The 25,700-nt window shown below is 42.6% G+C and carries 18 protein-coding genes; 12 read left to right on the top strand and 6 right to left on the bottom strand.

Features of this window, described 5'->3' with window-relative positions; all coding sequences use genetic code 11:
- The first annotated feature begins 10 nt into the window (after window positions 1-10).
- The 5 genes from OE749_RS15200 (at window position 11) to OE749_RS15180 (ending at window position 6,572) form a co-directional block, all read left to right on the top strand.
- Complete coding sequence (locus tag OE749_RS15200; protein ID WP_263713330.1) at window positions 11-1,321, top strand: putative O-glycosylation ligase, exosortase A system-associated; 1,311 nt, start codon at window positions 11-13, stop codon at window positions 1,319-1,321.
- Entirely contained in the window at window positions 1,318-2,784 is a 1,467-nt protein-coding gene (locus OE749_RS15195) for a lipopolysaccharide biosynthesis protein (RefSeq protein WP_263713329.1), read from the top strand. Before OE749_RS15200 ends, OE749_RS15195 begins: the two co-directional genes overlap by 4 nt.
- Window positions 2,785-2,867: 83 nt before the next feature.
- On the top strand, window positions 2,868-4,154 hold the full coding sequence (locus OE749_RS15190; RefSeq protein ID WP_263713328.1) for a polysaccharide pyruvyl transferase family protein: 1,287 nt from the start codon (window positions 2,868-2,870) through the stop codon (window positions 4,152-4,154).
- Between the two features lie 13 nt (window positions 4,155-4,167).
- Window positions 4,168-5,418 (top strand): glycosyltransferase family 4 protein, encoded by a 1,251-nt coding sequence (locus tag OE749_RS15185; RefSeq protein WP_263713327.1) that lies wholly within the window; start codon window positions 4,168-4,170, stop codon window positions 5,416-5,418.
- Window positions 5,400-6,572 (top strand): glycosyltransferase, encoded by a 1,173-nt coding sequence (locus OE749_RS15180; protein ID WP_263713326.1) that lies wholly within the window; start codon window positions 5,400-5,402, stop codon window positions 6,570-6,572. Before OE749_RS15185 ends, OE749_RS15180 begins: the two co-directional genes overlap by 19 nt.
- A gap of 101 nt (window positions 6,573-6,673) precedes the next feature.
- Here OE749_RS15180 and OE749_RS15175 read toward each other — a convergent pair whose 3' ends face one another.
- On the bottom strand, window positions 6,674-11,368 hold the full coding sequence (locus tag OE749_RS15175; RefSeq protein WP_263713325.1) for an Ig-like domain-containing protein: 4,695 nt from the start codon (window positions 11,366-11,368) through the stop codon (window positions 6,674-6,676).
- Between the two features lie 265 nt (window positions 11,369-11,633).
- Between OE749_RS15175 and OE749_RS15170 the strand changes: the two genes are divergently transcribed.
- The 4 genes from OE749_RS15170 (at window position 11,634) to OE749_RS15155 (ending at window position 16,353) form a co-directional block, all read left to right on the top strand.
- Complete coding sequence (locus OE749_RS15170) at window positions 11,634-12,920, top strand: glycosyltransferase (RefSeq protein WP_263713324.1); 1,287 nt, start codon at window positions 11,634-11,636, stop codon at window positions 12,918-12,920.
- Between the two features lie 71 nt (window positions 12,921-12,991).
- Complete coding sequence (locus OE749_RS15165; RefSeq protein ID WP_263713323.1) at window positions 12,992-14,683, top strand: asparagine synthase; 1,692 nt, start codon at window positions 12,992-12,994, stop codon at window positions 14,681-14,683.
- On the top strand, window positions 14,676-15,635 hold the full coding sequence (locus tag OE749_RS15160; protein WP_263713322.1) for a polysaccharide deacetylase family protein: 960 nt from the start codon (window positions 14,676-14,678) through the stop codon (window positions 15,633-15,635). Before OE749_RS15165 ends, OE749_RS15160 begins: the two co-directional genes overlap by 8 nt.
- Before the next feature lies 1 nt (window position 15,636).
- A complete protein-coding gene (locus tag OE749_RS15155) occupies window positions 15,637-16,353 on the top strand; it encodes a tetratricopeptide repeat protein (protein WP_263713321.1) in 717 nt (238 codons plus the stop codon).
- A 119-nt stretch (window positions 16,354-16,472) separates the two neighbouring features.
- Here OE749_RS15155 and OE749_RS15150 read toward each other — a convergent pair whose 3' ends face one another.
- Window positions 16,473-17,405, bottom strand: a complete 933-nt coding sequence (locus OE749_RS15150; protein WP_263713320.1) for a GNAT family N-acetyltransferase — start codon at window positions 17,403-17,405, stop codon at window positions 16,473-16,475.
- Window positions 17,406-17,542: 137 nt separating this feature from the next.
- On the bottom strand, window positions 17,543-18,673 hold the full coding sequence (locus OE749_RS15145) for a carboxylate--amine ligase (RefSeq protein WP_263713319.1): 1,131 nt from the start codon (window positions 18,671-18,673) through the stop codon (window positions 17,543-17,545).
- A gap of 188 nt (window positions 18,674-18,861) precedes the next feature.
- Between OE749_RS15145 and OE749_RS15140 the strand changes: the two genes are divergently transcribed.
- Genes OE749_RS15140 through OE749_RS15130 form a run of 3 tightly spaced genes read left to right on the top strand, consistent with a single transcriptional unit; the run spans window position 18,862 to window position 21,632 of the window.
- Window positions 18,862-19,842 (top strand): hypothetical protein, encoded by a 981-nt coding sequence (locus OE749_RS15140; protein ID WP_263713318.1) that lies wholly within the window; start codon window positions 18,862-18,864, stop codon window positions 19,840-19,842.
- A gap of 45 nt (window positions 19,843-19,887) precedes the next feature.
- A complete protein-coding gene (locus OE749_RS15135; protein WP_263713317.1) occupies window positions 19,888-20,766 on the top strand; it encodes a serine aminopeptidase domain-containing protein in 879 nt (292 codons plus the stop codon).
- Entirely contained in the window at window positions 20,766-21,632 is an 867-nt protein-coding gene (locus OE749_RS15130) for a hydrolase 1, exosortase A system-associated (protein WP_263713316.1), read from the top strand. The genes OE749_RS15135 and OE749_RS15130 overlap by 1 nt, the downstream gene beginning before the upstream one ends.
- Window positions 21,633-21,678: 46 nt before the next feature.
- Here OE749_RS15130 and OE749_RS15125 read toward each other — a convergent pair whose 3' ends face one another.
- From OE749_RS15125 to OE749_RS15115, 3 genes are read right to left on the bottom strand one after another with little or no spacing between them, the layout of a single operon-like run.
- Entirely contained in the window at window positions 21,679-22,839 is a 1,161-nt protein-coding gene (locus tag OE749_RS15125; RefSeq protein ID WP_263713315.1) for an acyltransferase family protein, read from the bottom strand.
- A gap of 26 nt (window positions 22,840-22,865) precedes the next feature.
- Entirely contained in the window at window positions 22,866-24,101 is a 1,236-nt protein-coding gene (locus OE749_RS15120) for a pyridoxal-dependent decarboxylase, exosortase A system-associated (RefSeq protein WP_263713314.1), read from the bottom strand.
- On the bottom strand, window positions 24,094-25,671 hold the full coding sequence (locus OE749_RS15115) for an acyl-CoA ligase (AMP-forming), exosortase A system-associated (RefSeq protein ID WP_263713313.1): 1,578 nt from the start codon (window positions 25,669-25,671) through the stop codon (window positions 24,094-24,096). Before OE749_RS15115 ends, OE749_RS15120 begins: the two co-directional genes overlap by 8 nt.
- Between the last annotated feature and the right edge of the window lie 29 nt (window positions 25,672-25,700).

Below are 25,700 nucleotides of genomic sequence, written 5' to 3'. Positions count from 1 at the left end.
TACAAGCGTAATGTTTAGAGACCTGTTTATTGTCTCGGTGATGGGCTTCTTTCTCACCAAGGCCTTAAAAAAGCCGTATATTGGTGCGCTGTTGATGCTGTGGTTGACTTATATGAATCCTCACCGCTTGGCACCATGGAGTATTTCGTATTCTCTTCCACTTTATGCAGCTGCGTTTGGCATTACGTTTTTATCGTTTTTGTTTATGCGGGACAAAAACAAGTATCCGACCTATTTCTTAAATATCATGATGCTGATCTTCCTTGCATGGGGCGCTGTATGTACCTTGGCAGCACTTGAGCCCCAATGGGCGACTAATGAGCTGGTAAGATTTACCAAAATTCAGTTGGGCATCACACTGCTGTTATTTTTGATGCAAGGAGAGCGAAAAATTAAGCTGATGGTGCTAGTGATAACACTTTCCACGGCTTTTTATGGCATTAAAGGTGGAATTTTCACAGCATTAACCGGGGGAAACTTCCGCGTTTGGGGGCCACCTGATTCATTTATTGAAGGTAACAACGAGCTAGCTGTGGCGTTATTAATGACCATTCCTTTGTTGTTTTTTATGTTTATGCAGGCGAGTAACAAATGGATTAAGCGCGCCCTTATCCTTTCCATTTTACTGTGTTTTATTAGTGTTGTTGCCAGTTATTCTCGCGGCGCTTTTTTAGCACTGATAGTGACAAGCTTTTTCTTATGGACGAAGAGTAAGTATAAACTTCCGTTAGCTGCGCTGGGGATGGTGCTGTGTTTAAGTGCGATTCCGTTTATTCCAAGCCATTGGTATGAGCGCATGGATACGATTAAAACTTACGAGGAAGATGCATCAGCCATGGGCCGAATCAATTCATGGTGGTTGGCGTTCAATGTCGCGAATGATCGTATCACTGGGGGAGGATTTGGCCATTGGGGGCCAACATCCTTTGCGTTGTATGCGCCCAATCCACTAGCTATTCATGACGCGCACAGTATTTACTTTGAGGTGCTGGGTGAAATGGGGTATCCCGGACTCATCATGTTTTTGATGATGTTGTATGGCAATTGGTCATTGGCAAAGCGCAATATTAAATTGTCGAAAGAGCATGCTGATTTAGAGTGGTGTGCAACTTTATCCAGAATGATTCAGGTTAGCCAGATGGCCTACATGAGTGGTGGTGCGTTTCTTGGCTTGGCGTATTGGAACATGCCTTACCATTTAATGGTGATTATGATTCTGGTGAACATGCATGTACTAAATGTTCTAAAACAAAAAGCCGAGCAGGAAGCGGAACATGATACCACCACAACGCCATCACCTAGTAAAAAGGCTAGCGTGTGAGCCTAAATAAAAAGATTGCTATTGGCGCTATGTGGTCAGTGTTGACTCGTGTAGCGATTAAAGGATTAGGGTTTATTAGCACCCTCATTCTAGCACGACTGCTATTTCCAGAAGATTTCGGCTTAATGGCTGTCACTATGATGATGGTCGCTTTTTTTGAAATATTTGTTAATTTCAGTTTCGATGTAAATATTATTCAACGAGATGACGTTACCAACAAAACACTCAACTCAGCGTGGACATGCAAGCTTATCGCAGGGTTAGGTGTCGCTGTTTGCTTGTTGTTGAGCTCTGGATTTATTGCCTCTTTTTTCAATGATGATCGATTAGTGCTACTGGTGTGTGTGGTGGCGATTATTCCCTTAATTAGAAGTGCTGAGAATATTGGCTTTGTTCTGTTTCGCAAAGAATTAGATCTGCAAAAAGAATTTAGGTTGGAAGTCTTCTCAAAACTATTTTCTTTTACTGTTACTATTGCTGTTGCTTACTTCACGCGTTCTTATTGGGCGTTGGTGGCCGGCATGATCACCAATACCTTGTGCCGGGTTGGATTCAGTTACTTGATGCACCATTATCGTCCTGCTTTCTGTTTGGATGAATGGCGTAGTTTATTTAGTTTTTCTAAGTGGCTGTTACTGAATAACTTACTGATATTCTTCAATCATAAGATTACAGATTTGATTATCGGTAATCGGACTAACCCCAGAGAGCTCGGGTTTTATAGCGTCGGTTATGAAATATCGAATCTTCCTACAACGGAGTTGGTGTTTCCACTCAGTAGAGCCATTTTTCCTGGTTATTCAAAAGTGAAAAACGACAGACAAGCGCTTACTACTATGTTCACCGATTTTACGAGTGTCGTAGTGTTTTTAACCGCTCCCATCAGTTTGGGTATTTATGCTATTGCACCTGAAGCAGTTCCTGTTTTGTTAGGTGATAAATGGCTGCCAGCAATTCCTATTATCGCGTTGCTAGCTCTTTACGGGTTTAGCCGTTGTGCCGTGCAGAATATAGGCAGTGTTTTTGTCGCCATGGGTCGACCTCAATTACCTGTGTTTATTTCAATTTTTAGATTGTGCCTAATCGTGCCGGTGCTACTTTATTATGTCGATAAAGAAGGCGCCGTGGGTGCAGCAAAAGCGGTTTGTCTTGTTGCGTTAGTTACAACACCAGTGAGTTATGTTATTTGTGCTTATGTGGTGGGGTTTGGTGTAAGTACAATCTTGAGAATATTTGCTTTTCCTGTGTTTGCAGCATTGGGAATGTATTTTGCGATTGAGGGTCTGTCGGCACATTTGTATACGTGGTTTAATCAAACTATCTTGTTGATCTTGCTAGCCAAAGTGGCAATCGGGGTCTGTGTTTATGGTTTGGCGACAATACTGTTTTATTTGGGAGCAGCGAATGAGCATCCCGTTAATAGACTCATCCATAAAGGTATGCTTAGAGTGCGCCCAACATAGCGCCGAATATCATGAAATTTTACATTGTCAGATTACCTTAACACTCTGACCGCTGTTACTGTATTGGAATAGGAAGAGAGGCCATGGCTTCAAAATTAACCACCAACTTGTCAATTCCCAAGGGAAAAAAAGCCATCGTTGTTGGGTATGTGGGTGGCATTAATGTCGGCGATGAGGCCATTGTCGCTGTTGTGGCCAACGTCCTAAAAGAGCAATACGAGTTTGACGTTACCATTGCCAGTGGGCAAGTGCCGTTAAGCCAAGAGTATATTGGTTCGGCGTTTTCCTACATTCAGGCATTCTATCCTGGAAAAGGCCTTGATAGTCGTGGCCATCAGGCATTGCTAAACGCAATAAAAGATACTGATTGTGTTGTGTTCGCGGGTGGCGGGTTGTTACAAGATGTGCACAGTACCAATCTGATGCGCCATTGTACGTATTTTGCTACTCAAGCAAAGCGTATGGGCAAACATGTTCTTGCATTTGGATTGGGAGCTGGCCCAATCAAGTCTGCGCAAGGCAAAGCACTATTGCAGATGTTTATGGACCATAACGATCGCGTGTTTGTAAGAGATACCTTCTCCAAGCAATACATTGAAGATACACTCAAAGTAAATGTCCCTCATTTGCATGTTGGCTTCGATTCTATTCTTCTTGTTGATCGTATTTCCAAGTCTGGGCAAGTGGCAGCTGCCGAGACTAATAAAAAGTGGGCCGGTCTGTGTTTGAGAGAATGGAAAGGCTTTGGCTTAACGCAGGCTAAAGAACTGACAAAGGCGTTAGTTAACAGCGGTTATCAGGTTCTCTTTATGGCTTACGAGAAGAAAGATTTAGCGCTTTACGCGGGTTTGAAGGCGGAGTTTGCAGATGACATAGCACTGTCGGATGAGCAGCATTTTGATAGCTCCCTTTCAACAGTTGCGAACTTGGACGTGCTAATTTCTATGCGTTTACATGCGAATTTATTCGCTATTCTTGCAGGAACGCGTTTTGTTGCTCTTGCATACGATAATAAGCTTAAATCGGTCATTGGGTCTTTAGGTTTCGAGGAACGTGTTCTGGATCTGAATGCCGATGTTGCTGGTGTTAACGTGGCTCTGGCGACAGATTTTGCTCAAAACAATGATAAGTTGGCACTAATGCAAAATACACAACGCCAGCATTTTGCGGAACTCTTGGGCTGCCTCAATGAGCAAGCGAGCAAGGTGAGCATATCCAAGCGTTATGGCGCACGATGGTTTTGGGCGCTCGAACTGTCGCTTAAACCGCGCTTGAGAAAAGCGGCCATGGCGGTAGGCCCCGTGGCTGGAAAGCTAATACCTAACGGAATTAAGAAGAAAGTACGTCAGATACTAGGGTTTGATTGGTAAAAGGGCTTAAAGATTGAAAATAGGAATTGTGACAACATGGTTTGAAAGAGGCGCTGCCTATGTATCTAAGCAGTTTAGAGACATTCTTGCCGCAGATCATGAGGTATTCATATATGCCCGTGGTGGCGAAGAGTATGCCATTGGTGATGAAAAATGGGATCACGATTATGTGACATGGGGAGCGCAACCTCTAAGTCACGCTTTTACCGACATGCATCTGGAAGACTTCAGAGCATGGCTGGAAACCAACAACATAGATACTGTTTTGTTCAACGAACAAAAAATATGGGCGCCCGTATTATTGTGCAGAGAACTGGGCATCAAGGTAGGTTCCTATATAGACTACTACACTGAACAAACCGTACCGATGTTCGGTGTTTATGATTTTCTGGTGTGCAATACTCACCGACATCATAGTGCGTTTTCATGGCACCCAAATAGCCTTTTTATTCCATGGGGAACAGACACTAATCTCTATCAATATCAACCGGAAGACCGAGATGAACAAGCGCCTGTTCGGTACTTTCATTCCGCTGGAATGAGCCCTTATCGCAAAGGGACCGATTTATTGCTTAAGGCATTTAAGCAAGTGTCGGGCAACGTGAAGCTGATAATCCATTCACAAGTAAAGCTAGAGCAGCATTTTCCTGAGCTGAAAGAGACGATCGCTTCCTTGAAGGCGCAAGATAAACTTGACGTGCATGAATATACCGTATCTGCCCCAGGCCTTTATCACCTTGGTGATATTTATGTGTATCCGTCTCGATTAGATGGCATAGGGCTTACCATTTTAGAGGCGGGAGCGGCAGGTCTTCCCATCATCGTGCCCGACAATGGCCCAATGAATGAGTTTGTAACAGAAGGCGTAAACGGATACACCGCAAAAATTGAGAAGCTCTGGTCACGTTGGGACGGTTACTACTGGCCTCAATGTGAAGTCAGCATTGATAGCTTGGCCGAAGCAATGCAAATTTATGCAGACAAACAGGCTGATATTTCGGTGATAAAGCAGCAAGCCAGGCAGTATGCCGAACAGCACTTTGATTGGAGTAAGAATACCTCAGCGTTGTCTGCGAAGATAGAAGGGGTGAGCAAGCGAACTGAAACGGATATTTGTGATGCCAAGGCGTTAGCGGTTAAGTATGATAAGTCACTTTTTGCTAAACATCCAAAATCGAAAAAAACACTGATAGCAGAACAATTGGAAAGAGATTACCCGTCATTGCATAAAGCGTTGAAAGGCGTATGGCAAAAGATAAAGTAGGGGATGCGCGTTTGAATTCACCGTCGTGGCATTTTACCGTTTTGGCTCCGAATCAATGGGACGGGCCTTGGATGAACAGGCAACAGCTTTTTAGCCGCATAGCAAAAAATCATACTGTTACCTATTCAACGGGGCCGTTGTTTAGTTGGGATATCAGAACTGATGGGTTTGCAAAGAGGCCATTTACGGCCAGCTGGACCCATCAACACGGTGTTGATGTGGTGACTGCTGGAAAATGTGACACCAGAATCCCTAAAGTCGGTTGGTTGGACAAAATGGCAACCGCCTCTTTTTCTCGAAAATTGCGTGCTCAAGCCAATGTTAAGAAGCGTCACATATTGTACCTTTTTCATCCTATGTTTCTTGACTATGTCGATACAGTTGAACATGACATTTTGGTTTACCATGCGTACGACGATTTCTCTAAACAAGGGGCGTACGACGAGCGCATGCGTCAAAAAGAGAGTGCGTTGTTAGCTCGCGCAGACGTTGTGTTTGCGTCATCTACTGCTATTCAGACGCGTTTACAAGAGATGAAAAATAGAGATGTGATATTCGTTCCCAATGGCGTGGATTACACGCAATTTTCAACCCCTTGTGCGGAACCTGAAGATCTTGCTGACATTCCACACCCACGTGTGGGCTATACAGGATCAATAAATCGAAAAGTTGATTTAGCGTTGATAGCGTATTTGGCTGACGCATTACCCCATATTCACTTTGTCATGATTGGTGGAGTAGGCCAATTAGGTGGGCAGTCTGATGCATATCAGCGCTTGCAGTCGGTTACGAACGTACATTTTTTAGGCGCTAAATCTGTTACCGATATCGCTGCGTATATGCAGCATATGGACATTAACACCATGGTTTATAAGGCGGATGATTCAAACTGGAGCGCGTCTGGCTATCCGTTAAAATTGCACGAGTATTTGGCAGTGGGTAAGCCCACAATCAGTGCGGGCATTGATGCTGTGTTGCCTTTCGAGCACGTTGTCGATATTCCGCTTACTCCAGATGCGTGGAAACAGGCAATAGAACGCAATCTCAAGCAAACAGATACACTTTATGAATTGAGGCAGCAGGTTGCAAAAGAGAATACTTGGGAGCAAAGAGTCGAGACGATTTTAGCCACAATCGGCCGCTGTCATCATTGAGGTACGAAAGCGTCTAGCGAGTATACGTTATCAAGCAAAGAAGCCCCTCTCGTGAGGGGCTTCTCATATCTATTTAAATGGCACTTTTGGTGAGTAGAGGATTACAATTGCACGTCACCATCAGCGAAGCGTAATACCTCAACATTCGTTAATGTGTCAGTACCTTCGTATGAATTAAGTGCTTTCACTGTCACTTGTGAACCAGATACTGTGATTTCATAATCTGCTGCATTCATATCGAATACCGCGATGTCAGTGCCATCATGGCCATCTAGCTGGTCGTTACCGTTAGAGCCTTTAAGTACATCATTGCCTTTACTGCCGAAGATGATGTCATCGTGAGAGCCGCCGTCGATAAGTTCAACATTGATGACGTCTACGTTACGGAAGTCAAAGACCTGTTGGTAGCGAGCGCCCATGATAACGTCGTAACCTAAACCGCCATCAATTTTCTCAACATTCTTTACACTGTAAAGTGCAATGAGGTTGTTTTGCTCGTTTCCTTCGATAGTGTCGAATCCTTCTCCACCATCAATCCAGTCGTTCTTATCGTTATCGCCTACATATTTGAATGTATCGTTACCCGCACCACCATTCATGTGATCTTCATGTGCTCCACCGACAATCACGTCATCTTTTGCTGAGCCAGTAATGATATCTGGCCCTGCTAAACCATAGATAACATAAGCGTTTTCAGAGGTGCTTACATCAAACGTGTCGCGATATTTAGTGCCTTCTACAACTTCTGGCTCAGGTTCACCCACAGTGACTTTGGTGTCTGCAAACTGAAGGAATTCAATGTTAAATAAAACATCTTCCCCTTCATTGGTTACTTTTGCCGTTACAGTAGTCATACCATTATTAGTAGAAATGTTGTAGTCCGCTGCATTTCCCTCGTACCAAGCCGTATCAACGCCGCCATTGCCATCTAAGTAATCATTACCCGAAGAGCCTTTTAAATTATCGTTTCCTTGGCTACCAAAAATAGTATCATCGTGTGCGCCGCCATCAATCATTTCAATGTTCTTTACAAGTACATTTGTAAAATCGAATAGTTGAGCATATCGTGCACCGATGATGATGTCATAACCTAGACCACCATCGATCTCTTCGACATTTGTTACGCTGTATAAGCCAATATAGTTGTCTTGATCATTACCAAGTATTTTGTCATATCCTTCGCCACCATCGATCCAATCATTGTCATTGTTGTCACCTTCGTACAAGAAAATGTCGTTTCCACCGTAACCTTTCATGTTGTCTTCGTGACTACCACCAGAAATGATGTCATCAAATTGTGAACCATAAATAATATCGTGCCCTGAGCGACCATAAATACTCAGCCCCGTTTGGCTATCTGTGATGTCAAAAGTGTCTCGATTTGATGTTCCTACTAGCGCGCCGTCGGCAATTACGCTAATTTCCACCTTTGCACTAGCAGTAGCCCCTTTTACGTCACTAATGGTGTAATCAAATGAGTCTCGACCGACAAAACCATCTCTAGGAGTATAGACAATTGCACCGTCTAAAAGCTCTACTTGCCCCTGAGCTGCTTGAGTTACAGCAATAACTGTAATGAAATGGTTCTCTGCATCCGTATCGTTTTCCAATAAATCTACGAAAGGAATAACCTGTGATTGACCTTCTGTTGCAGAAATTGTGTCTTTGTTCGCAATTGGTGCAACATTCGGAGGTGTTACCTCTAAAGTGATTTTACCAATTGAATTGTGTCCTTCAATATCAACAATTTCGTACTCAACATTAGTGATGCCAATGAAATTTTGAGATGGCATTATTGTCACTACATTATCAGCGTTGATTGATACTGCTACGTTTTCTGAAGGAATAACCTGCGCCAGTGAAATTACGTTGTTATTTGGACGGAAGTCATTTTCCAAAGGGTTGATTTCAACAGTACTATTCACTTCTGTTGATACAAAATCATCAATCGCTATAGGTGTTGTCGCGTTAAGAGTTTCTACACGAGGACCCACTTTGAACATGCTTTCACCCACTTCTAGCGCGCCTAAATCAGGCTTGTTACCATTGAAGTTGTCGTTTAAACCATTAATGGTTTTGCCTGCATCTACTGCATCTGAAGTCATCGATAGTGATAAATCTAATCCCTCTGTTTCTCTGTAATCAGCGAATGTGGTCGAGGCTAGATTAACTTCGTAGTTGGCAAACAAATTGTCGCTAGACATTAAAATGTCGTTATTTCCAAGTGATGAGCGTTTCCATTCATCAAAGTTATCAGCAGATACACCGTACTTCTCGGCAGTTAAGTTAAATGCAAACCTACCGTTAGCGGTCCAACCGTTATAATCCATTTCAGTCATCATATGATTAGAGCCGTTTTTAAGGGTATACGCTGTACTACTAGGTGCACTCACAAATAGATTGTTTAATACGTAGAGCTGTTTGATGTGACCACTCGTATTTCCCCACGCCTGACCATCATCTTCATAACGACCAGCGTCATCTTTAATGATTGTATTGTGAACAATGTACATACCATTCGGATGATCTTTTTCAGGCTTAATTTTGATGGGACCACGAGCCTGGTTGATCATTATGTTACGGAAAGCATATACGGGACCACCCCAAACTGGTTGAAAACTTAGCGCGTTTGCTGAGTTTGCAACGATGTTGTGGTGTGCCGCGACATTTCGCAGAGAAAAGTCAAACTCGATACCATCATCGCCCGTCCACTTAATTAGGTTATGATGAATGTTAATGCCCTTGTTTGATAGGTTAGTATCCCAGTGAAGACCAATTGCATCACCAAATCCTGATACTGCATTGTTGGCAATTTCGATACCTTGGCCTGTGACCACAATACCCTCGTAGTTCCATGTTTCTGAGCTTAAGTTGCCAAATTCAACGCGGCCTTCGAAATCATTATCTGCGATGTATAGATGTTTGTGACCACCTTTCGCGTGTACAGCGCTAACAACGTCCTTTGCTACGTTTTTATAGATTGCCACATCTTCTGAGTTGTTAGTGACTTTGATTGCAGATGCTACATTCGTGAACGTCAAATTAGTCACGCGAATGTGAGAGCCCGAAATTTTCAAGGTGTGTGCTTTGTTCTGACCGTCAATAATGGCGGCGTGAGGTACCAAACCTGTAATAGAAATCGGCAGGCCTTCAGCACCGCTATTGTTTAATTCAAATTGACCAGAGTACAACCCTGGAGCCAATTCGATAGTGGTTCCCGGCGTCGCTGCTGAAAGCGCTAGCTTCAGTTGAGTCGCATCACTTACACGTACAACATTCGATGTTAGATGTGTTGGTAAAGCTTGCGTTCTTGCCTGAACAATATGCGTCGCTTCACCTGATACTCCATCAGGATCTGTTAACGTGACCTTCACTTCATAGTCTGATGAGATATCTAGGCCTGTAAGCATGCCAGCGAAACCTGATTCTGATACGCCCGTCGAGTTTTTAGTGTTGCGTGTAATGTCTGGACGAACACGCATTAAATCAACACCTTTTTTCCATTCAGTCGAACCTGATTTTCTATAATGCATCTGTGCTGCTGCATTGAAGTTTTTGTCACCTCCTAAAATTGGAAGGAACAAGCTCGCTGATGTTTGAGTAGTAATATCAACTTTCAAATCAGAAACGCGAACTGAGTTGATGTTTGGTGTATTAGTACGAGGTTTCCAAGCCCACAGGCCTCCCTCGTTCAAAGACGAACCAGAGTGCGCCAAACCGAAAAAGAGGTCTAGTTCTGGTAAATAAGTGAATTTTTCAAAAATTCGACCGTTACCTGTTTTTCCTGACAGAGGTGTGTTGTCTGACTCATCCCAGATTACTTCAAATTCATTTGAAACAGGATCCCAAGTAATGATTTGTGCACCACCGTTCCAGATATAAAATTTGCCATCAATGTTTCTGTAGTTGATTGATGCTTGACGATAGTCACTCGCATAGTGGGCTTCTTCAATTGAAGGGTATGCGGTTAAAAACTCTGCTGTAACAGCATCATCTGTAACATGAAGTTTATAAATCCCCTCTGTGTGAGAAGAATAAAGCTCACCTGTAACCGGGTTACTGAACATCGTAGAAACCCCTGTTGCCTCTAAGCCTTCGATTTTGCCTAGATTAATTGAAGAGCCGTCTGCATTGTAAAAAAATGCACGGTGATATTTGTTGTCGTAAAAGTCAACGAACAACATCTGCTCACGACTAGGGATATACTCAGACATTGGATACCAAAAATATTGCTCACTATCGTGGTGAGTCCATTTTTGCGTAGATGGCGTGAACTCCCACACGCCTTTCGAACGCTGAGAATGAGAAGTGAGAGCTGGATCTGAGGTAAAACCATGACGAGAAGCGGTCCAAAAGCTCTTTGTTATTGGGTTCCATACGAAACCATCATAGGTATGAGTAGGCAATGGACCTTCAAGAGGAACATATACGTTTTTGCTCGGCGTAGCTGAATGGGCTTCAGGCACCAATAGTGGTGAAGGTTCGCTGATACGCGCCCAGGTCAAAGTATCCAAGTTTAATGCGTAAACCTCGTTACCACCGTAGTCAAAGTGACCTCCACCATAGAAATACATTGTATTGCTTTCACGGTCAAAAGCTGCGCTATTCCAAGATGTTAGAACGCCCGGTGAGCCTGAACCACCCCAGAAACTTTTACTGTTGGTTTCAGCTACAATTTGATCATGCATTTCTTTTGAGATTGCAACGTCACTAAAGTTGTTAGTTCCTTCTACTGCGTGCCACCCTCCCTGTGAGATTTCTGAAAGAGCTACTGCTGCGGCAACTAAGAACTTCATTTGATACTCCGGTTAAAAAATTGAATTGAACGGGTTAAAACGTCGTCAATTATACGGAATAAAGAAGAGATTTGGGTATTTTTTCGCATACCCTTGGTTGAAAAATAACCTAAAGGTATGTGTGGTGGGTTAAAAATAACACATTTATCCTCCCAATTTGCAGATAATTAAAAGTTTTACTTTTATTTTCAATGGCTTTTTAAACGTATATCTAGACAAACATAGATATATCTCTAAGATCGATATCTCATTAATAAGACATTGCATGAAGAATAGATCAGATATGGAAAAGCAGTCTAAGCGAGTTTTATACGTGGCTTATCATTATCCTCCCATTCTTGGGAGTAGTGGTGTGCATCGTACCTTAGCATTTACGCGAGAATTGGCGAATAATGGGTGGGACGTCACTGTGCTAACCACCACCCTAAAAGCGTACGAGAATTGGTCAGAATCTCAGCTTAGATTTATTCCTGAAAACATTCGTGTTATTCGCGCTTTTGCCCGTAATGTTGCTAAACATTTTTCGTTTAGGGGAAAATACCTAGGTGCGATGGCGCTTCCCGATAATTGGCAGAGTTGGATTTTGGGTGGTGTACTGAGTGGAATCAAACACATAATCACCCATGGTAAGCCGCAACTTATCGTGTCTACTTATCCCATTGCCTCTGCCCACATCATCGCCTATTGCTTGAGCCGAATGTTTAACATTCCTTGGATTGTGGATTTACGCGATCCGATGGCTCAAGCGAATTATCCTACCGAGCCTTCGCGGAAAAAGTGGTTTTTATGGATTGAGCAAAAGTTCATAAAGCATAGCCATGCTGCAATCGTGACAACGCCAGGCGCGAAGACCTTTTATGAGGGCAAATATCCTCATACGCCAAAAGACTTTTGGCACGTTGTTCCGAATGGATACGATGAAGTCATCTTTAATGAATTGTCAGATAAAATAGAACAGCAGCGTCATAAAGCATCTTCACAAAAAATTGTGCTACTGCATAGCGGATTGATATATCCCAACGAACGCGATCCTTCGGCGCTATTTGATGCTATTCAGCAACTTAAAGAGAAAGGCCAGCTTCATGCCGATAACTTTTTGTTGCGTTTGCGAGCGAGTGGGAATGAGGCACTGTTCCAGCAGTGGGTTGAAAAGCGAGATATTCAGGATTTAGTCGAATTTGCTGCAACCATTCCCTATACCGATGCATTGAATGAGATGACCGAGGTAGATGGGTTGCTAATCATGCAAGCGGCAAATTGCGATTATCAGATTCCTGCAAAGGCTTACGAATACATTCGTTGCAAAAAACCAGTGTTAGCCTTAACAACAGAAACCGGAGATACGGGGCGCTTGTTAAGAGATACGGGGCATGCGACGATTGCACCGTTAGATGACACTAAAAAAATTGAAGCCGCCTTGCAAGCGCATATCGAAAATTGCCAAAAAGGTTTGCCCCAAGCATTAAGCACTGAGAAAATACGTGCTTACTCAAGACAGTATCATGCTGAAGAATTTGTTCAGGTAGTAGAAGCCGCTAGGAAAAAGCCATAGCGATTTTTGCTATTCGTTAAATGAACACGAACAAATAATACTTAGAGATTAATAAGATATTGGGATGAAAAATGGAGAATAAGTTACTGGATAATGCGATTATCCTTTCGTCATCGTTTCAGATAGATAAGGACGACAAATTGGCAATTGCTTGGAAAGGCAATGTGTTCGTAGACAAAACTGAAGCATCATTTGAATCCCTGAGTCATTCGTTTTTAACTCGTGATAGTCTATCTTCGTTTTACGCTAAATTAAGTGGCTTTTTTGCCTTGATTGTCGCTGATGTAGAGTCAGGTTCTACGTATGTATTTTCTGACCACATGGGGTCAATGCCATTATTTTATACTCAACAAAATGGGCAGACTTGGCTTTCAGATTCTCTAAAGCCATTTAAAGTAACCCCGTCTCTTACGTTGACTGTATCGAAGCAAGCCATTTATAACTACTTCTATTTTCATTGCATCCCAGCACCTGGCACCATATACGCCGAGTGCTTCAAAATTTCACCGGGGCACTGTATTACGGTGTCAAAACAGGGGGGGATAGAAGATGTCTTACTTTTCAATCCTCACTTTGCCAGTCAAGTGACAGATTCTGCTGCCCATAAAGACTGCTTAACGCATATTGATGATGGCGTTAAACGTGAGTTAACTGAGAATGTAGGAGCGTTTTTGAGTGGAGGTCTAGACAGCTCAACCGTAGCAGGAATGTTGGCTAAGCATGCAAAACCCGCGAAAACGTTCTCGATAGGGTTTAAAGCCGAGGCCTATGATGAAACAGAGTATGCCCAAATCACGGCGAAACACTTCTCAACAGAGCATCGCACGTTTTATTTGGAGCCAGAAGATGCAGCTAAAAAATTCGTAGAAGTTGCACAATACTTTGATGAACCTTTCGGAAATTCGTCTGCAATGGCAGCCTATTTTTGCGCAATTTTTGCCAAAGAAAATGGGGTGACCAAGTTATTGGCTGGTGATGGTGGAGATGAACTATTCGCAGGAAATGAACGCTACGCCAAGCAAAAGGTTTTCGAACATTATTATAAAATTCCGAGTGCATTGCGGACACCGCTGAAATCAGCACTTTCACTTCCAGGTGTGTCATCGTTATCCGTTGTTAAGAAAGGACAAAGTTACGTCAGACAAGCTGAGATTCCGCTACCGCAGCGATTAGAAACCTATAACTTCATCAATCAATTCGGTGCAGAAAACATGTTTACGCATGAGTTTCTCAACAACGTTGATGATAGTCTTCCCGAAGCGATGCAAGTTGAAAGGTACGAGCAATGTAATGGGGAGCACATTGTTGATAAAATGCTGTTCCTCGATTGGAAGTTTACACTGGCGGATAACGATCTGGTCAAAGTATCAAAAATGTGTGAGTTGGCTGGCATTGATGTCGCTTATCCAATGCTTGAAAAAGAGTTGGTTGAATTTAGTTGTTCTGTGCCAGCCGATACCAAACTTCCCGGTACTGAGCTGAGAGATTTTTATAAAAAAGCTTGCGAAGGCTTTTTGGCTGACGAAACATTAAATAAGAGTAAGCATGGATTTGGGTTGCCGTTTGGTGTTTGGTTGAAAGAAAACGCAGCGTTGAAAGACATTGCCACCACAGCACTCGAAAAGTTTAAAGCCCGTGGTATTGTTAAGGATTCATTGATTGAGCAAGCGCTTGAAGCGCATAATAACGTGCATGCAGGATATTATGGTGAATTGATTTGGATTATGGTTATTTTGGAACTTTGGTTGTCTGAACATGCTTAATCGCTTTTTGCATTCATCCGCTTCTTTGGTAGGAAGTGCTATTTCATCGCAAAAACTCAGTATATTGATTTATCATCAAGTGCTTGAGTCTCCTGATCCGATTCGAGATGGTGAACCCGATGCAGAAACTTTTCGCTGGCAAATGGCGTTACTTCGTCGGTATTTCACGCCGCTATCACTTCAAGCTGCCGTTAAACACTTGCAAGCGGGTACGTTACCAGCCAATGCAGTCTGCGTGACGTTTGATGATGGGTATCTGGATAATTTGGTTGTCGCTCAGCCAATTCTTGATGAGTACGATATTCCTGCGACCGTATTTGTCGCAACGCATTTTTGCGAACATCAGGAAAACATGTGGAATGATCGTATTATCGATCTCATCGCAGATAAACAGCGAGATAGAATAGATTTACGGGCATTGGGGTTACCCAGTGTTGCACTTGGGGGGGTAGAAGAGCGTAAAACGGTTATCCAGCGCGTAATTAACCTGCTGAAATACAAGCATATCGAAGAACGCTACGCGCTGGTTCAAGCCATATATGATGACAATCATGCGCAAGAGTACCCATGTAAGATGATGACGTTCGAGCAAATAAAGGCCTTGTCTGATAAAGGGGTTGAAATTGGTGCGCATACGGTTATGCATCCCATTTTAAAATCTCATTCTGAAGATGAGCAAGAACAGCAAATATCTGACAGTAAAAACAAGCTTGAGCAATTACTTGGGCAACCCGTGGTCAGCTTCGCTTATCCAAACGGGAAGCGTGGTGTTGACTATGATGATGTTGCAGTTAAAGTTGTAAATCGTTTAGGGTTCGATATTGCGGTGTCGACAGATTGGGGCGTCTCGACATCTGATACCGATAAGTTACAGTTAAATCGATTTACGCCTTGGGATCTTAGCCCATTAAAGTTCCACCTTAGGCTGTTAAGGAATATTGCAGGAGTATAATGTGAGAAAGTTTCACCTACCGAAAATACATAGTTTATCTCATTGGATTGGTGCTGCTGTTATCGCATTGATTGCCGCACCCACACATGCTTTGGATTTCACGCCCACCGAGGCAGAGTGGCTGGTATGGAATCCTTTATGTAAAGCGAGGTACGTAGTATCTGGAGCTGGATCATCAAGCCCTTTTCGGGACCGAGTGTCTATGGAGTCCGTAAAAATGTGGCGTGATAAAGTGGGAAATGAAGCGTGGTATGCTTTGCACCACTACTGTGCTGGTATTCATGAGGAAAGCCGTGGAAAATTGCAACAAGCCAAATATGAGTATTTCTTTACCTATGCGAGAATGCCAAGAGAGCACTATTTATACGGCTTGATAGGTGTGAGATTAGCAAACGTGTTCTATAAGATGGGCAATGTAGAAGAAGCCCATAAGATGGCGTCTTCTACCATTAGCACACATCCTAGGTACTCTGGTGGTTACGTGATTAAAGGTATTTTATTTAGTCGCCAGGGAGAATATCAAAAGGTGATCGATATTCTCGAAGAAGGAATGAAAAACGTTAGCCCAAAATCTTCTGAAATGAGTTACCATTTAGGGCTTGCCTATCTAGAACTTAATAAATTAGATAAAGCAAAAGAGTATGCAATTCAGGCATATGAGATGGGTTACAACCTTCCTGGGCTAAAGCAACGTCTTATAGAGGCTGGGGCGTGGTAATTTAAATTTATCGTCGCCAATCATTATTCATAATGACGCCTATTAACATAATTGTTTAAGGCGTCAGAGTTTAAACCTATTTAACTTAGCCTTGTAGAAACATGGTTAACTAAAACAGGTTAACCGGCTCGCCATTGCTTAATTAATGAAGCTAATCGAGATTTTAGTATTTCAATTTGTCCGTAAACAGTACGTCTGTTAGCTAAATGTAATCCTGACATGTGGGACACATCTTTCATCCAATCTTTTTTATATGAATCATCACCTGTCAAAAAGTCTACTACGGTCACTCCCTCATTAAATACATGCTCAAACAAATGTGCTGTTAGCAGGGTGCCAACTGAAAATGTTTTATATTTGGGGTCGTATGCGAGCTTGAATATGTACGCTTCATTCCCTTCAACAAACCACACCTGAGCAGCTGCTGGGAGTCCGTTTACATATAATATCCCCATTCTAAGCCAGCCTTCGCCTGCGGCTATTTTCAAGAAGTTATCAATGAATTCAGGGTAGGGTTCGTTTTTCTTCCAACTTGCTTTATACACGGTGTCGTAATCAGAAATAGCCTTATCAAGAGTATGATCAGTTTTAGTGAAAATTTTGTATTCACATGATGCAGTGTTACTTAGCTTTTTAGATTTGCGGCGAACCGTATTGTTAATCTTGGATGAAAAATGGCTTTGGACAGGAGCTTGCGAATCAAGTGTGATTGTCCAGTTTTCAGTTTTATCATACTGTTTCGCACGAAAATGAGAGTGATGACAGGCTACCAATAGGTCGTCGGCAATTTTTTCGCATAGTGGTTGCAGGTTTATAGTATCGAATTGGCTAAAGAATGAGGACTCAGATTTCAATATTTGTTTAAACGCATCGGTGCGAGTTATGGCGGCTTGATCAAACAAGATGTCGTAAATGGGGGAATAGTAGTTGGATAGGGAATAAAGAGTAGTTGGTTTAACTTTCACAGCTTCATGCTTAAAAGGAGCTAAAGCGACAAGCCTGTCACCATTGTATAGCGCAATTGCAACGAATTTATAGTTATCTTTTGACACGATATTTTCAATAAAATTCGATTGCCATGCCACTCCTAGAAAAACGTTTCTTTTTGGGCAAGTAATATGCAATTTAGTTAGTTTCGTTTGAAATGTTGCAATGTCAGAAATCCTTTCTGTCCTATACATGTTAACCATTACCTCTTTAATTTATTTACTATTTTTTGTTTTGTACTTTCCCAAAATGGGGGTAAGTCTGATAAGTCAAAGAAAGTAAAAACTGGCTTTTTATTCCCAATTTTTAACGATTTACTTTTTTTAGCCATCCTGAAATAACACCCAGGTGACTTTTCACTGTCAAACCATACATGGCTGTTTTTTTGGTGCTGAGAGACAACAGGCTGCCCAATAGCAGAGAAATACTCGCTATGTATAAGTTCGACGCCATTGGAGATAGCACATGCAACGCTGTATTCTGTTCGACCAATATTGGGCTCAATTAGCCAAAATTTTCCATCTGGTGCGACCTTAAACTCAACAGAGGCTGGCCCTGTATATTCTGTCCCTTCAAAGAACTTTTCTGTCTGGCGTTTGACCTCTGGGTTATTATAAGGAGCCATGACAAGTCCTTGTCCCAATGTAGGGGGGTGTGAGAGAAGTTTATGGCCAGTAAAATGATTAATCGCTTTTCCATGTTCGAAATAGCCAGAGCAAAAGACTAAACTTTGATCATTGCCTTCAATCCATTGCTGCGCTATGAAAGGCAGCGCATCGCTGTGTTCTTTAATTAGCTGTATGGTTTCGTCTTCATTATTTATAAATTTTACTTTAAAAGACGACATTGGTTTAACTGGCTTGATAATCAGTGGAAAGCCCAGCTCTTTTAGAGAAGACGTCGCATTTTGAGGAGATACGCCTGTGGGAATAATCACAGACTTAGGATGGTTTAAACCTGTTTGTTCACACACTCGCTCAAGCTCATCTTTTCTTTGCAATTTAGCAACCAAATTAACATGCTTAGACCAACTCAACGTATAGAGTGGAGCGAGCTTTTGCCATCCTGAGGCAAGTACCTCAACCATGCGATCATTCGTTGTGAAGAGAACTGGTTTGTCTGTAAAACCTTGGGATTGATGAAATGTTATTAAGTTGGAAATTAAGTTTTCATCATTGATAGATGCGATCTGATGCACCTTAGCCTTTTTCGTTTTAGCGCCTGGAAGCGATAGGTTTGCATCGACAGCATGAACATCGATATTTAACGTTGACAAAGAGCGACAGATTGCTAATCCGTGTGTGCAAAGACCGATGACGATAGCGGGAGGCATCGATGAGAAACTCCTGAAAAGACCATATAATTAAGCCCCTATGAATGGAGCTCCTAAGACACAAGACTCAGTATCTTGTAGTTAGGTAAATGGTATCAATACATTGACTTAAGCGCATCAAATATTTGAATTGCAGCGTAAAGGTCGTAGAATGAACCTGTATTTTGAATGCCAATAAAGGGGATGGTGTGAGAATTTACAAACTACTGGGCAGGCTTGCAGTAAAGCTTGTCGTGCTACTTGTTTCTTTCACCTTTGCATTGCCAGTGTTGGCGAAAGAAATAAATGTAGATGGCACACTATACCCATCACTTTCAGAGGCGTTTTCTCATGCCAAAGACGGCAGTATCATTAAAATAAGTGCGGGTGACTATCAAGACGCTGCGATTCTAAAAGCAGACAATGTGATGATTATTGGAGAACCCGGCACCAGAATTTTTGGTAAAGCTACCAAAGGCAAAGGCGCGTTGCTTATACAAGGTACAAACACGCTAATTAAGCAAATTGAGTGCTTCAATATTCAGGTGCGTGACCGAAATGGCGCCTGCGTAAGATTGGAGGGAAAGCATCTTATCCTCGACAATGTCTACTTTCATGATAGCCAGCAAGGCGTTTTGACAGGAGCGCAGCCTGGTATTGTGCATATTATAAATAGTCGGTTTGAGCGCCTCGGTGCTGGTGGAAGAGCGCATGGCATTTACGTGGGCGGCGGAACATTGATCATTGAAGACAGTCAGTTTTTGTCGTCAAAAGGGGAAGGGCATGAAGTGAAATCACGGGCCAAAGAAACCCGTATTATTCGTAGCGTTATAGCCAGCTTGAGTGGCAAGGATAGCCGTCTTGTAGATGTGCCAAATGGCGGCAAACTAGAAATTATCGCGTCTGTATTGCAACAAGGAACTGAAACATCTAACTGGAACCTTGTGGGTTATGGGCTTGAGGATTACAAGTACGATATGAATAGTGTGACGATAAAAGATAATATATTTGTGCTGGATCGTCATGCCAATCAAGTGTTAAATATAAAGCATCAACGTGTTAAGCCTGTGGTAGAGGGAAATATATTTGTTGGTAATATGCAGGACGCGTTTGAAGCAGGCAATATGGTCTTTAAATCTCGCGAAAGTGCAGGTCTTGAGGCTGCGCCTAATCTCCCTCTGTTAAATTAATCTATCCTGTAAACCTTTTTTGTTAGCCTGAGTGATGTAATAAACATGCCAATCCAACCTGCCTTTATTACGCTGCCGTCTGGAAATTTATACACGGTAAGCTTTGTCCCTGAGGGGAAAACGCCAAACAATATTGTCATTTTTGTACCGCCTTTTGCCGAAGAAATGAATAAATCAAGAAAGATGATGGCGTTGATGGGCAATGCTCTCGCTTCCTCAGGCGACCTATGTGTTCTATTTGATTACCTAGGCACAGGAGACAGCGAAGGTGATTTTAGTGATGCGAGTTGGCAGATATGGCAGAAAAACTTGTCTGATGTAGTGGAGCATATTTGTGCTGATTATCCATCTACTGCGTTACACTTTATCGGCCTTCGTACCGGCGCTTTAGTGCTTAACGCCTACTTAAATGAACAACCTAAAGCAGGCACGGTGCAGAATATTAAAAGCCTCCATTACTGGAATCCAACATTTAAAGGTAGCTTATTTGTGACACAGTTTTTGCGCTTAAAGTTAGCGGGTGAAATGATGCGAGGTGAGGGCGAAAAAGTTACCGCCAAGCAGTTGCGTGCACAATTGACGCAACAAGACTCACTTGAAGTTGCGGGTTACACTGTGCGTGATGAGTTAATTTCTGGCTTAGAGTCCTCGTCAATGGTACTCCCTGAAGAGCTGTATGATTGCCCGTTATTTATTTATGAGGTAAACGGAAAAGGTGAGCAGGTTTCGCCCGCGACCGCAAACGGTTGTGCAAAAGCATTTGAGCATCACAGTATGAAGCAACTTATGCCCGTTGCGGGGGCTGCATTTTGGTCTACTCAGGAAATTGCGATAGTGCCAGATTTGATTGATTTTACAAAACAGAATATCCACTTTCCCGACGGACGTCTGACCGAAGATGACACAATAGAGGGGGCGCACTAATGCAAGAGTCTGCTTTTGTATTCAACCGACATAATGTGTGCTTATCAGGTATAACTCATCCATGTAAGAATAACAAAAATGTCGGCGTATTGATTGTTGTCGGAGGACCGCAAACGAAAGTGGGCAGTCATCGGCAATTTGTCCTCCTTGCTCGATATTTGGCTGCAAATGGTATTCCTGCGATGCGTTTTGATTATTCAGGAATGGGGGATAGCGATGGTGAATATGCAGATTTCTTGTCGGTCACTGAAGATATTGATGAAGCAATAAAGCAATGCCAGCAGCGATTAGGTGTCAGCAAAGTGATATTGTGGGGATTATGTGACGCTGCGTCTTCGACGTTGATTTATGCTAAAAACAAGCCATTAGACTGTGTGGCTGGTGTGGTGTTGCTAAACCCTTGGGTTCGCTCTGAGCAAGGTCAGGCCAAAACTCTAGTGAAACAGTACTATTGGCAGCGAATTCAAGATAAGCAATTTTGGTTGAAACTCATTAAGCTGGATGTGGACATCAAAGGTGCATTTCTGGGCTTTACTAAAAATATCTTGGCTGCATTTTCCTCTTCTGGTAGCACGTCTTCTGATGTGTCTGAAATTGAAGTCTCAACACAAGAAAACTACATAGAGCATATGCTTGCTGGCTTGCAAAAAATAGATACGCCTATTTTGCTGGTGATAAGTGGTGATGATTTAACCGCTGCTGAGTTTGAGCAAAAAGTGCAAGATGATAAACGTTGGCAGCAGGCGTTGGCAGATAAACAATTAACCAAACATACAATGCCAACAGCCAATCACACGTTTTCAACATTGCAATGGCGAAGTGAAGTAGAACACACTACGCTCTCGTGGATTAATACTCACTTTTAGTCATATTTTAGCTCTGTTTGTTGGTGTTGTATGCCAATGAGCACGACTAGGTCGTGACTCGACGCGTTGATGTATTGCCAATCGTGTTGCGTAATGTCTCGGTAAAAGATCGTTTTCTTTCAAGAGAAAAGGGTCTTTCGATAAAAACAAACAGTGCCGCAGAAGGAACAAGCGTTAGTATAAAGGCGGGAAGCAGAGCTAACCAGTAGAGGCTATTGTGAGTCGCACTTGGCGGTAAAGCATACGCTAACACCATAAAGAACGCATTCAAGCAGAGGCCATGCAACAAATAGTATGAATAGCTCATATTGCCAAACCATCTGAGATATTTACGGCTGAACAGGCGATTAGCGATACCTTTTTGGCTAAAACAATCCAAGCAAAAAACAATAAAAGTAAAATAAAGAAACGCATACAACCACCAGCCCATTAGCGCTGACTCCTGTAATACGATTACCGCACCAAAGCTCAGCAATAACATGGGTAAACCGAGTCCTTGGCTGTATCTGGCGAGTTTCGTTTTTTGTACCTCGAATAACATCATGCCGGAAAGAAACATTAACATGCGTACATACTCCGTGTTCACAGAGAAATACACTAGAGAAACGCATGCGATACCTGCCAGACACACAATCCTTTGAGGTGAGCTCACTCGGTTCATACGCAGTAATAGAATGACCAAAGGTACAGCAAGATAGAAAAACATTTCATAACTTAGTGACCATGCAACCGTGATAATAGCTGGGATATCAAACATGCCTGGCAAGAGCAAAACATTTTGTAGAATGAGCCAGAATGCGTCAATGCCTGCGTCAGGTAACTTTGAGGCAGAGGGTATAAGCCAAGAAATCACTAAATAAAGCGCAAGAACGACAATAAACGTGGGATATATTCTTTTTATTCGCCGTTTTAGATAGGGCCTGAAAATAATGTCTCGACCCAATAATGTGCCATAAATCAAGTAGCCGCAAAGTACAAAAAATATGTCTACCCCTAAGTTACTTATTCGGCGTAAATAATGGCTTATTTGATTCATAGAAGAATCAATATGAAGCCACGGTTCCATTAACGTAGAGTAATGAACAATAAACACAAGAAATACGGCGAACCCTCGAATTCCTTCCATTGAATAGATAGGTTGATGATTTGCGTGCGCAATCTCGAACGTATTTTCCAGTCTTGCTTTAAACGTACTTCTTGTGTCCATTGCTAGTAACCGGGTTGAATTAAAAGTTAAAGTAAAATCTCTGTAACATGCGGGTGCCCAAGAAAATCTTGCGGGCTTGCTGTTGGTCCATATGCGCCTGACTGAAACACAACTAACCAATCGCCAATTACAGGGTTATTCAATTCCATCTTATCTGCTAGCGTATCGAGTGGCGTACATAATGGCCCCACCGCCGTCACTTTTTGCTTTTCATGAGAATCTGACATTTTGTTGCCAATCGCGACTGGGTAGTTTTTACGAATAACTTGCCCAAAATTGCCTGAGTTCGATAAATGGTGATGCAACCCGCCGTTGGTCATTAAATATGTGTGGCCTCTGGAGGTTTTTATGTCAGTGATTTTACTTGCGTAAATTCCGCATTCTCCCACGAGGTAGCGACCTAGTTCGATCACCAATTCTGACTTCGCTATGTCGCGATATTGTGATAATAGCCCTTGCAAGTTTTCACCAATATCATTTAGAGAAAGGCGTTGTTCACCTGCAAAATATGGAATGCCAAACCCGCCACCTAAATTGATGGTTTCTACTGAAACAGGAGTTGCATCGACCAGCTTTTGCGCTAACGCGAAAGTATTATTATGGGCATCAATAATAGCGTCTGCTTTAAGGTTTTGTGAGCCCCAGAAAATATGAAACCCTCGTAAGTCAAACGCATTGTAGTTAAGCTCTGGCAATCGTTCTAATAGAATTTCTTCATCAATACCAAACTGTTTTGGGCCGCCCCCCATTTTCATGCCTGAGGCTTTTAATTCAAAGGCAGGGTTAACCCGAAATGCAATTTTGGGTTTTTCACCCAGCCTTGTACCAATATCAATAGCACGAGATAGCTCTAACTCTGATTCTACATGCAACGTCACGCCTGCAACTACGGCAGCTTCAATTTCAGACAGCTGTTTGCTAGGGCCTGCAAAGCTGATGTCTTTAATAGGCATTCCAGTTTGTAATGCGATAAGCATCTCTTTTTGCGATGCCACATCGAATCCGTCAACCCAGTCTTTCATCGCTTGAACCAACGGTGGATAAGGGTTGGCTTTAATGGCGTAGTGCAGTTTTATTTGCTCAGGTATTGCCGATTTAAATTGTGCGACTTGTGAACGAATCACCTGTTGGTCGTAGGCATAAAATACCTCTTTACCCATGATGGAGGCAATTTGATCAAGGGTCTTTCCACCAACCAAAAGCTGATCATTCACTACATCAAATTGCGTCATCGGCGCATGAATGGGAGCTTGCTTAACCATGAGCGTACTTATTCCTTACTTCTTTAGCTAGATTACTTCTGTCTACTTTGCCATTGGGGTTTCTTGGCAGATCACTACGTATTTCAAGGTACTTAGGGTGCATAAAGTTAGGCAGTGCTTTTTTGATTTTTGCTAACATGACTTTTTCGTCGAAGTCTATGCCCTCTTTCAGTACTAAAAGGACAACAATAGCCTGACCTAATTCATTGTCGTTTACACCGCAGGCTACCGCTTCTGCGACTTCTTCAGCTCCTTGGTAGCAGGCTTCTTCAACTTCCATCGGGCTCACGCGATAGCCTGATGTTTTAATCATTTCATCATTGCGGCCTACAAAGAACAGAAAGCCTTCTTCGTCTCGTTTAACTTGATCTCCAGACCAAACGGCCATCTCAGTGAGCACTAATCCTTCCTGTTTAACTGGGACAGGCTTAAATCTTTCTGCAGTTTTGGCCTCATCGTTCCAATAGCCCAAGCTAACATGAGGGCCGCGGTGCACAAGTTCGCCAATTTCACCGGCTTCACACTCTTGCCCCTGCTCGTTAATGACCATGATTTGCGCGTTAGGAATCGCTTTACCCATTGAACCGGGTTTACGATCAATGTCTTTCGGATCGAGGTAAGTGCTTCTAAACGCTTCGGTTAAACCATACATAAGGAAGGGCGAAGCATGAGAGAAAGTGTCACGCAGATTTTTCAGCAATACAAGTGGCATCGCGCCACCTGAATTGGTGAAGTAACGCACTGCTTGTGTCGCTTCCTCATTCCAATTGGCTTTCATCAGTTGCTGATATAGCGGCGGTACAGCAGCTAACCCTGTTACTTTATGTGTTGCCATTGTTTTGACGACATCACCTGCGAGGAAGTAATCCATCAAAATACACTTAGCGCCAACAAGTAAAGACGTCGTGATTTGAGATAAACCATAGTCAAAACTTAGTGGTAAGAGGGCAAGAATGACATCATCTGATGTGTTGTTCAGATAGTCTGCTACGCTTTCTGCCCCAGCAAGTAGGTTACGGTGAGACAACACTACGCCCTTCGGTTTGCCGGTGCTGCCAGAGGTGTAAAGGATTGCCGCAACGTCGTTATCAACACGATAAACTGGTTCGATGGGGCTTTTCTGAATATCGCTTGCCAAGTGCGTATCTTTTTCTTCATAAGGCGTTTTGGGCAGTTTATCCACAAGCACGATATGCTTCAAAGCGGGGCAGGCTTTGAGCTCTTCACCAATGGCTTTTAAACGGTCGCTACTGGTTACCAGAACGTTTACATCACAGTCATTTAAAATATGTTTTACTTGCGGCGCTTTTAACACCGAATTGACAGGTACAAAAACGCCATTTGCACGGCTAGCAGCAAAAACGGCAGTGACTGTTTCATGTTGCTTTGGTAGAAAAATGGCAACACGATCGCCTTTTTGTAATCCCAAATCAGCAAACTTGCGCGCCATCGTATCGACATTTTGGTTGAATTCTTCAAAAGACAATTCTGTCTTTTTATGTACGAATGCAGTGCGTTCAGGCCATTTTATTGCAGCTTCGCTAGCCAGATGATCTAAGAATGTTAACATTTTTTCTACTTATCTCTTTAAAGTGCTCA

It is taken from the genome of Fluctibacter corallii, assembly GCF_025751585.1.
Lineage (GTDB): Bacteria > Pseudomonadota > Gammaproteobacteria > Enterobacterales > Alteromonadaceae > Fluctibacter_A > Fluctibacter_A corallii.
The sequence above is the reverse complement of the archived record's forward strand: the minus strand, read 5'-3'. Positions and strand labels throughout refer to the sequence as shown.

Bases quoted from the DNA above. Each gene is read 5' to 3' on its own strand.
- OE749_RS15170 (WP_263713324.1), top strand. From the start codon at position 11,634: ATGAAGAATAGATCAGATATGGAAAAGCAGTCTAAGCGAGTTTTATAC.
- OE749_RS15135 (WP_263713317.1), top strand. From the start codon at position 19,888: ATGCCAATCCAACCTGCCTTTATTACGCTGCCGTCTGGAAATTTATAC.
- OE749_RS15130 (WP_263713316.1), top strand. From the start codon at position 20,766: ATGCAAGAGTCTGCTTTTGTATTCAACCGACATAATGTGTGCTTATCA.
- OE749_RS15160 (WP_263713322.1), top strand. From the start codon at position 14,676: ATGCTTAATCGCTTTTTGCATTCATCCGCTTCTTTGGTAGGAAGTGCT.
- OE749_RS15115 (WP_263713313.1), bottom strand. From the start codon at position 25,671: ATGTTAACATTCTTAGATCATCTGGCTAGCGAAGCTGCAATAAAATGG.
- OE749_RS15190 (WP_263713328.1), top strand. From the start codon at position 2,868: ATGGCTTCAAAATTAACCACCAACTTGTCAATTCCCAAGGGAAAAAAA.
- OE749_RS15125 (WP_263713315.1), bottom strand. From the start codon at position 22,839: ATGGACACAAGAAGTACGTTTAAAGCAAGACTGGAAAATACGTTCGAG.
- OE749_RS15145 (WP_263713319.1), bottom strand. From the start codon at position 18,673: ATGCCTCCCGCTATCGTCATCGGTCTTTGCACACACGGATTAGCAATC.
- OE749_RS15180 (WP_263713326.1), top strand. From the start codon at position 5,400: ATGGCAAAAGATAAAGTAGGGGATGCGCGTTTGAATTCACCGTCGTGG.
- OE749_RS15200 (WP_263713330.1), top strand. From the start codon at position 11: ATGTTTAGAGACCTGTTTATTGTCTCGGTGATGGGCTTCTTTCTCACC.
- OE749_RS15120 (WP_263713314.1), bottom strand. From the start codon at position 24,101: ATGGTTAAGCAAGCTCCCATTCATGCGCCGATGACGCAATTTGATGTA.
- OE749_RS15175 (WP_263713325.1), bottom strand. From the start codon at position 11,368: ATGAAGTTCTTAGTTGCCGCAGCAGTAGCTCTTTCAGAAATCTCACAG.
- OE749_RS15165 (WP_263713323.1), top strand. From the start codon at position 12,992: ATGGAGAATAAGTTACTGGATAATGCGATTATCCTTTCGTCATCGTTT.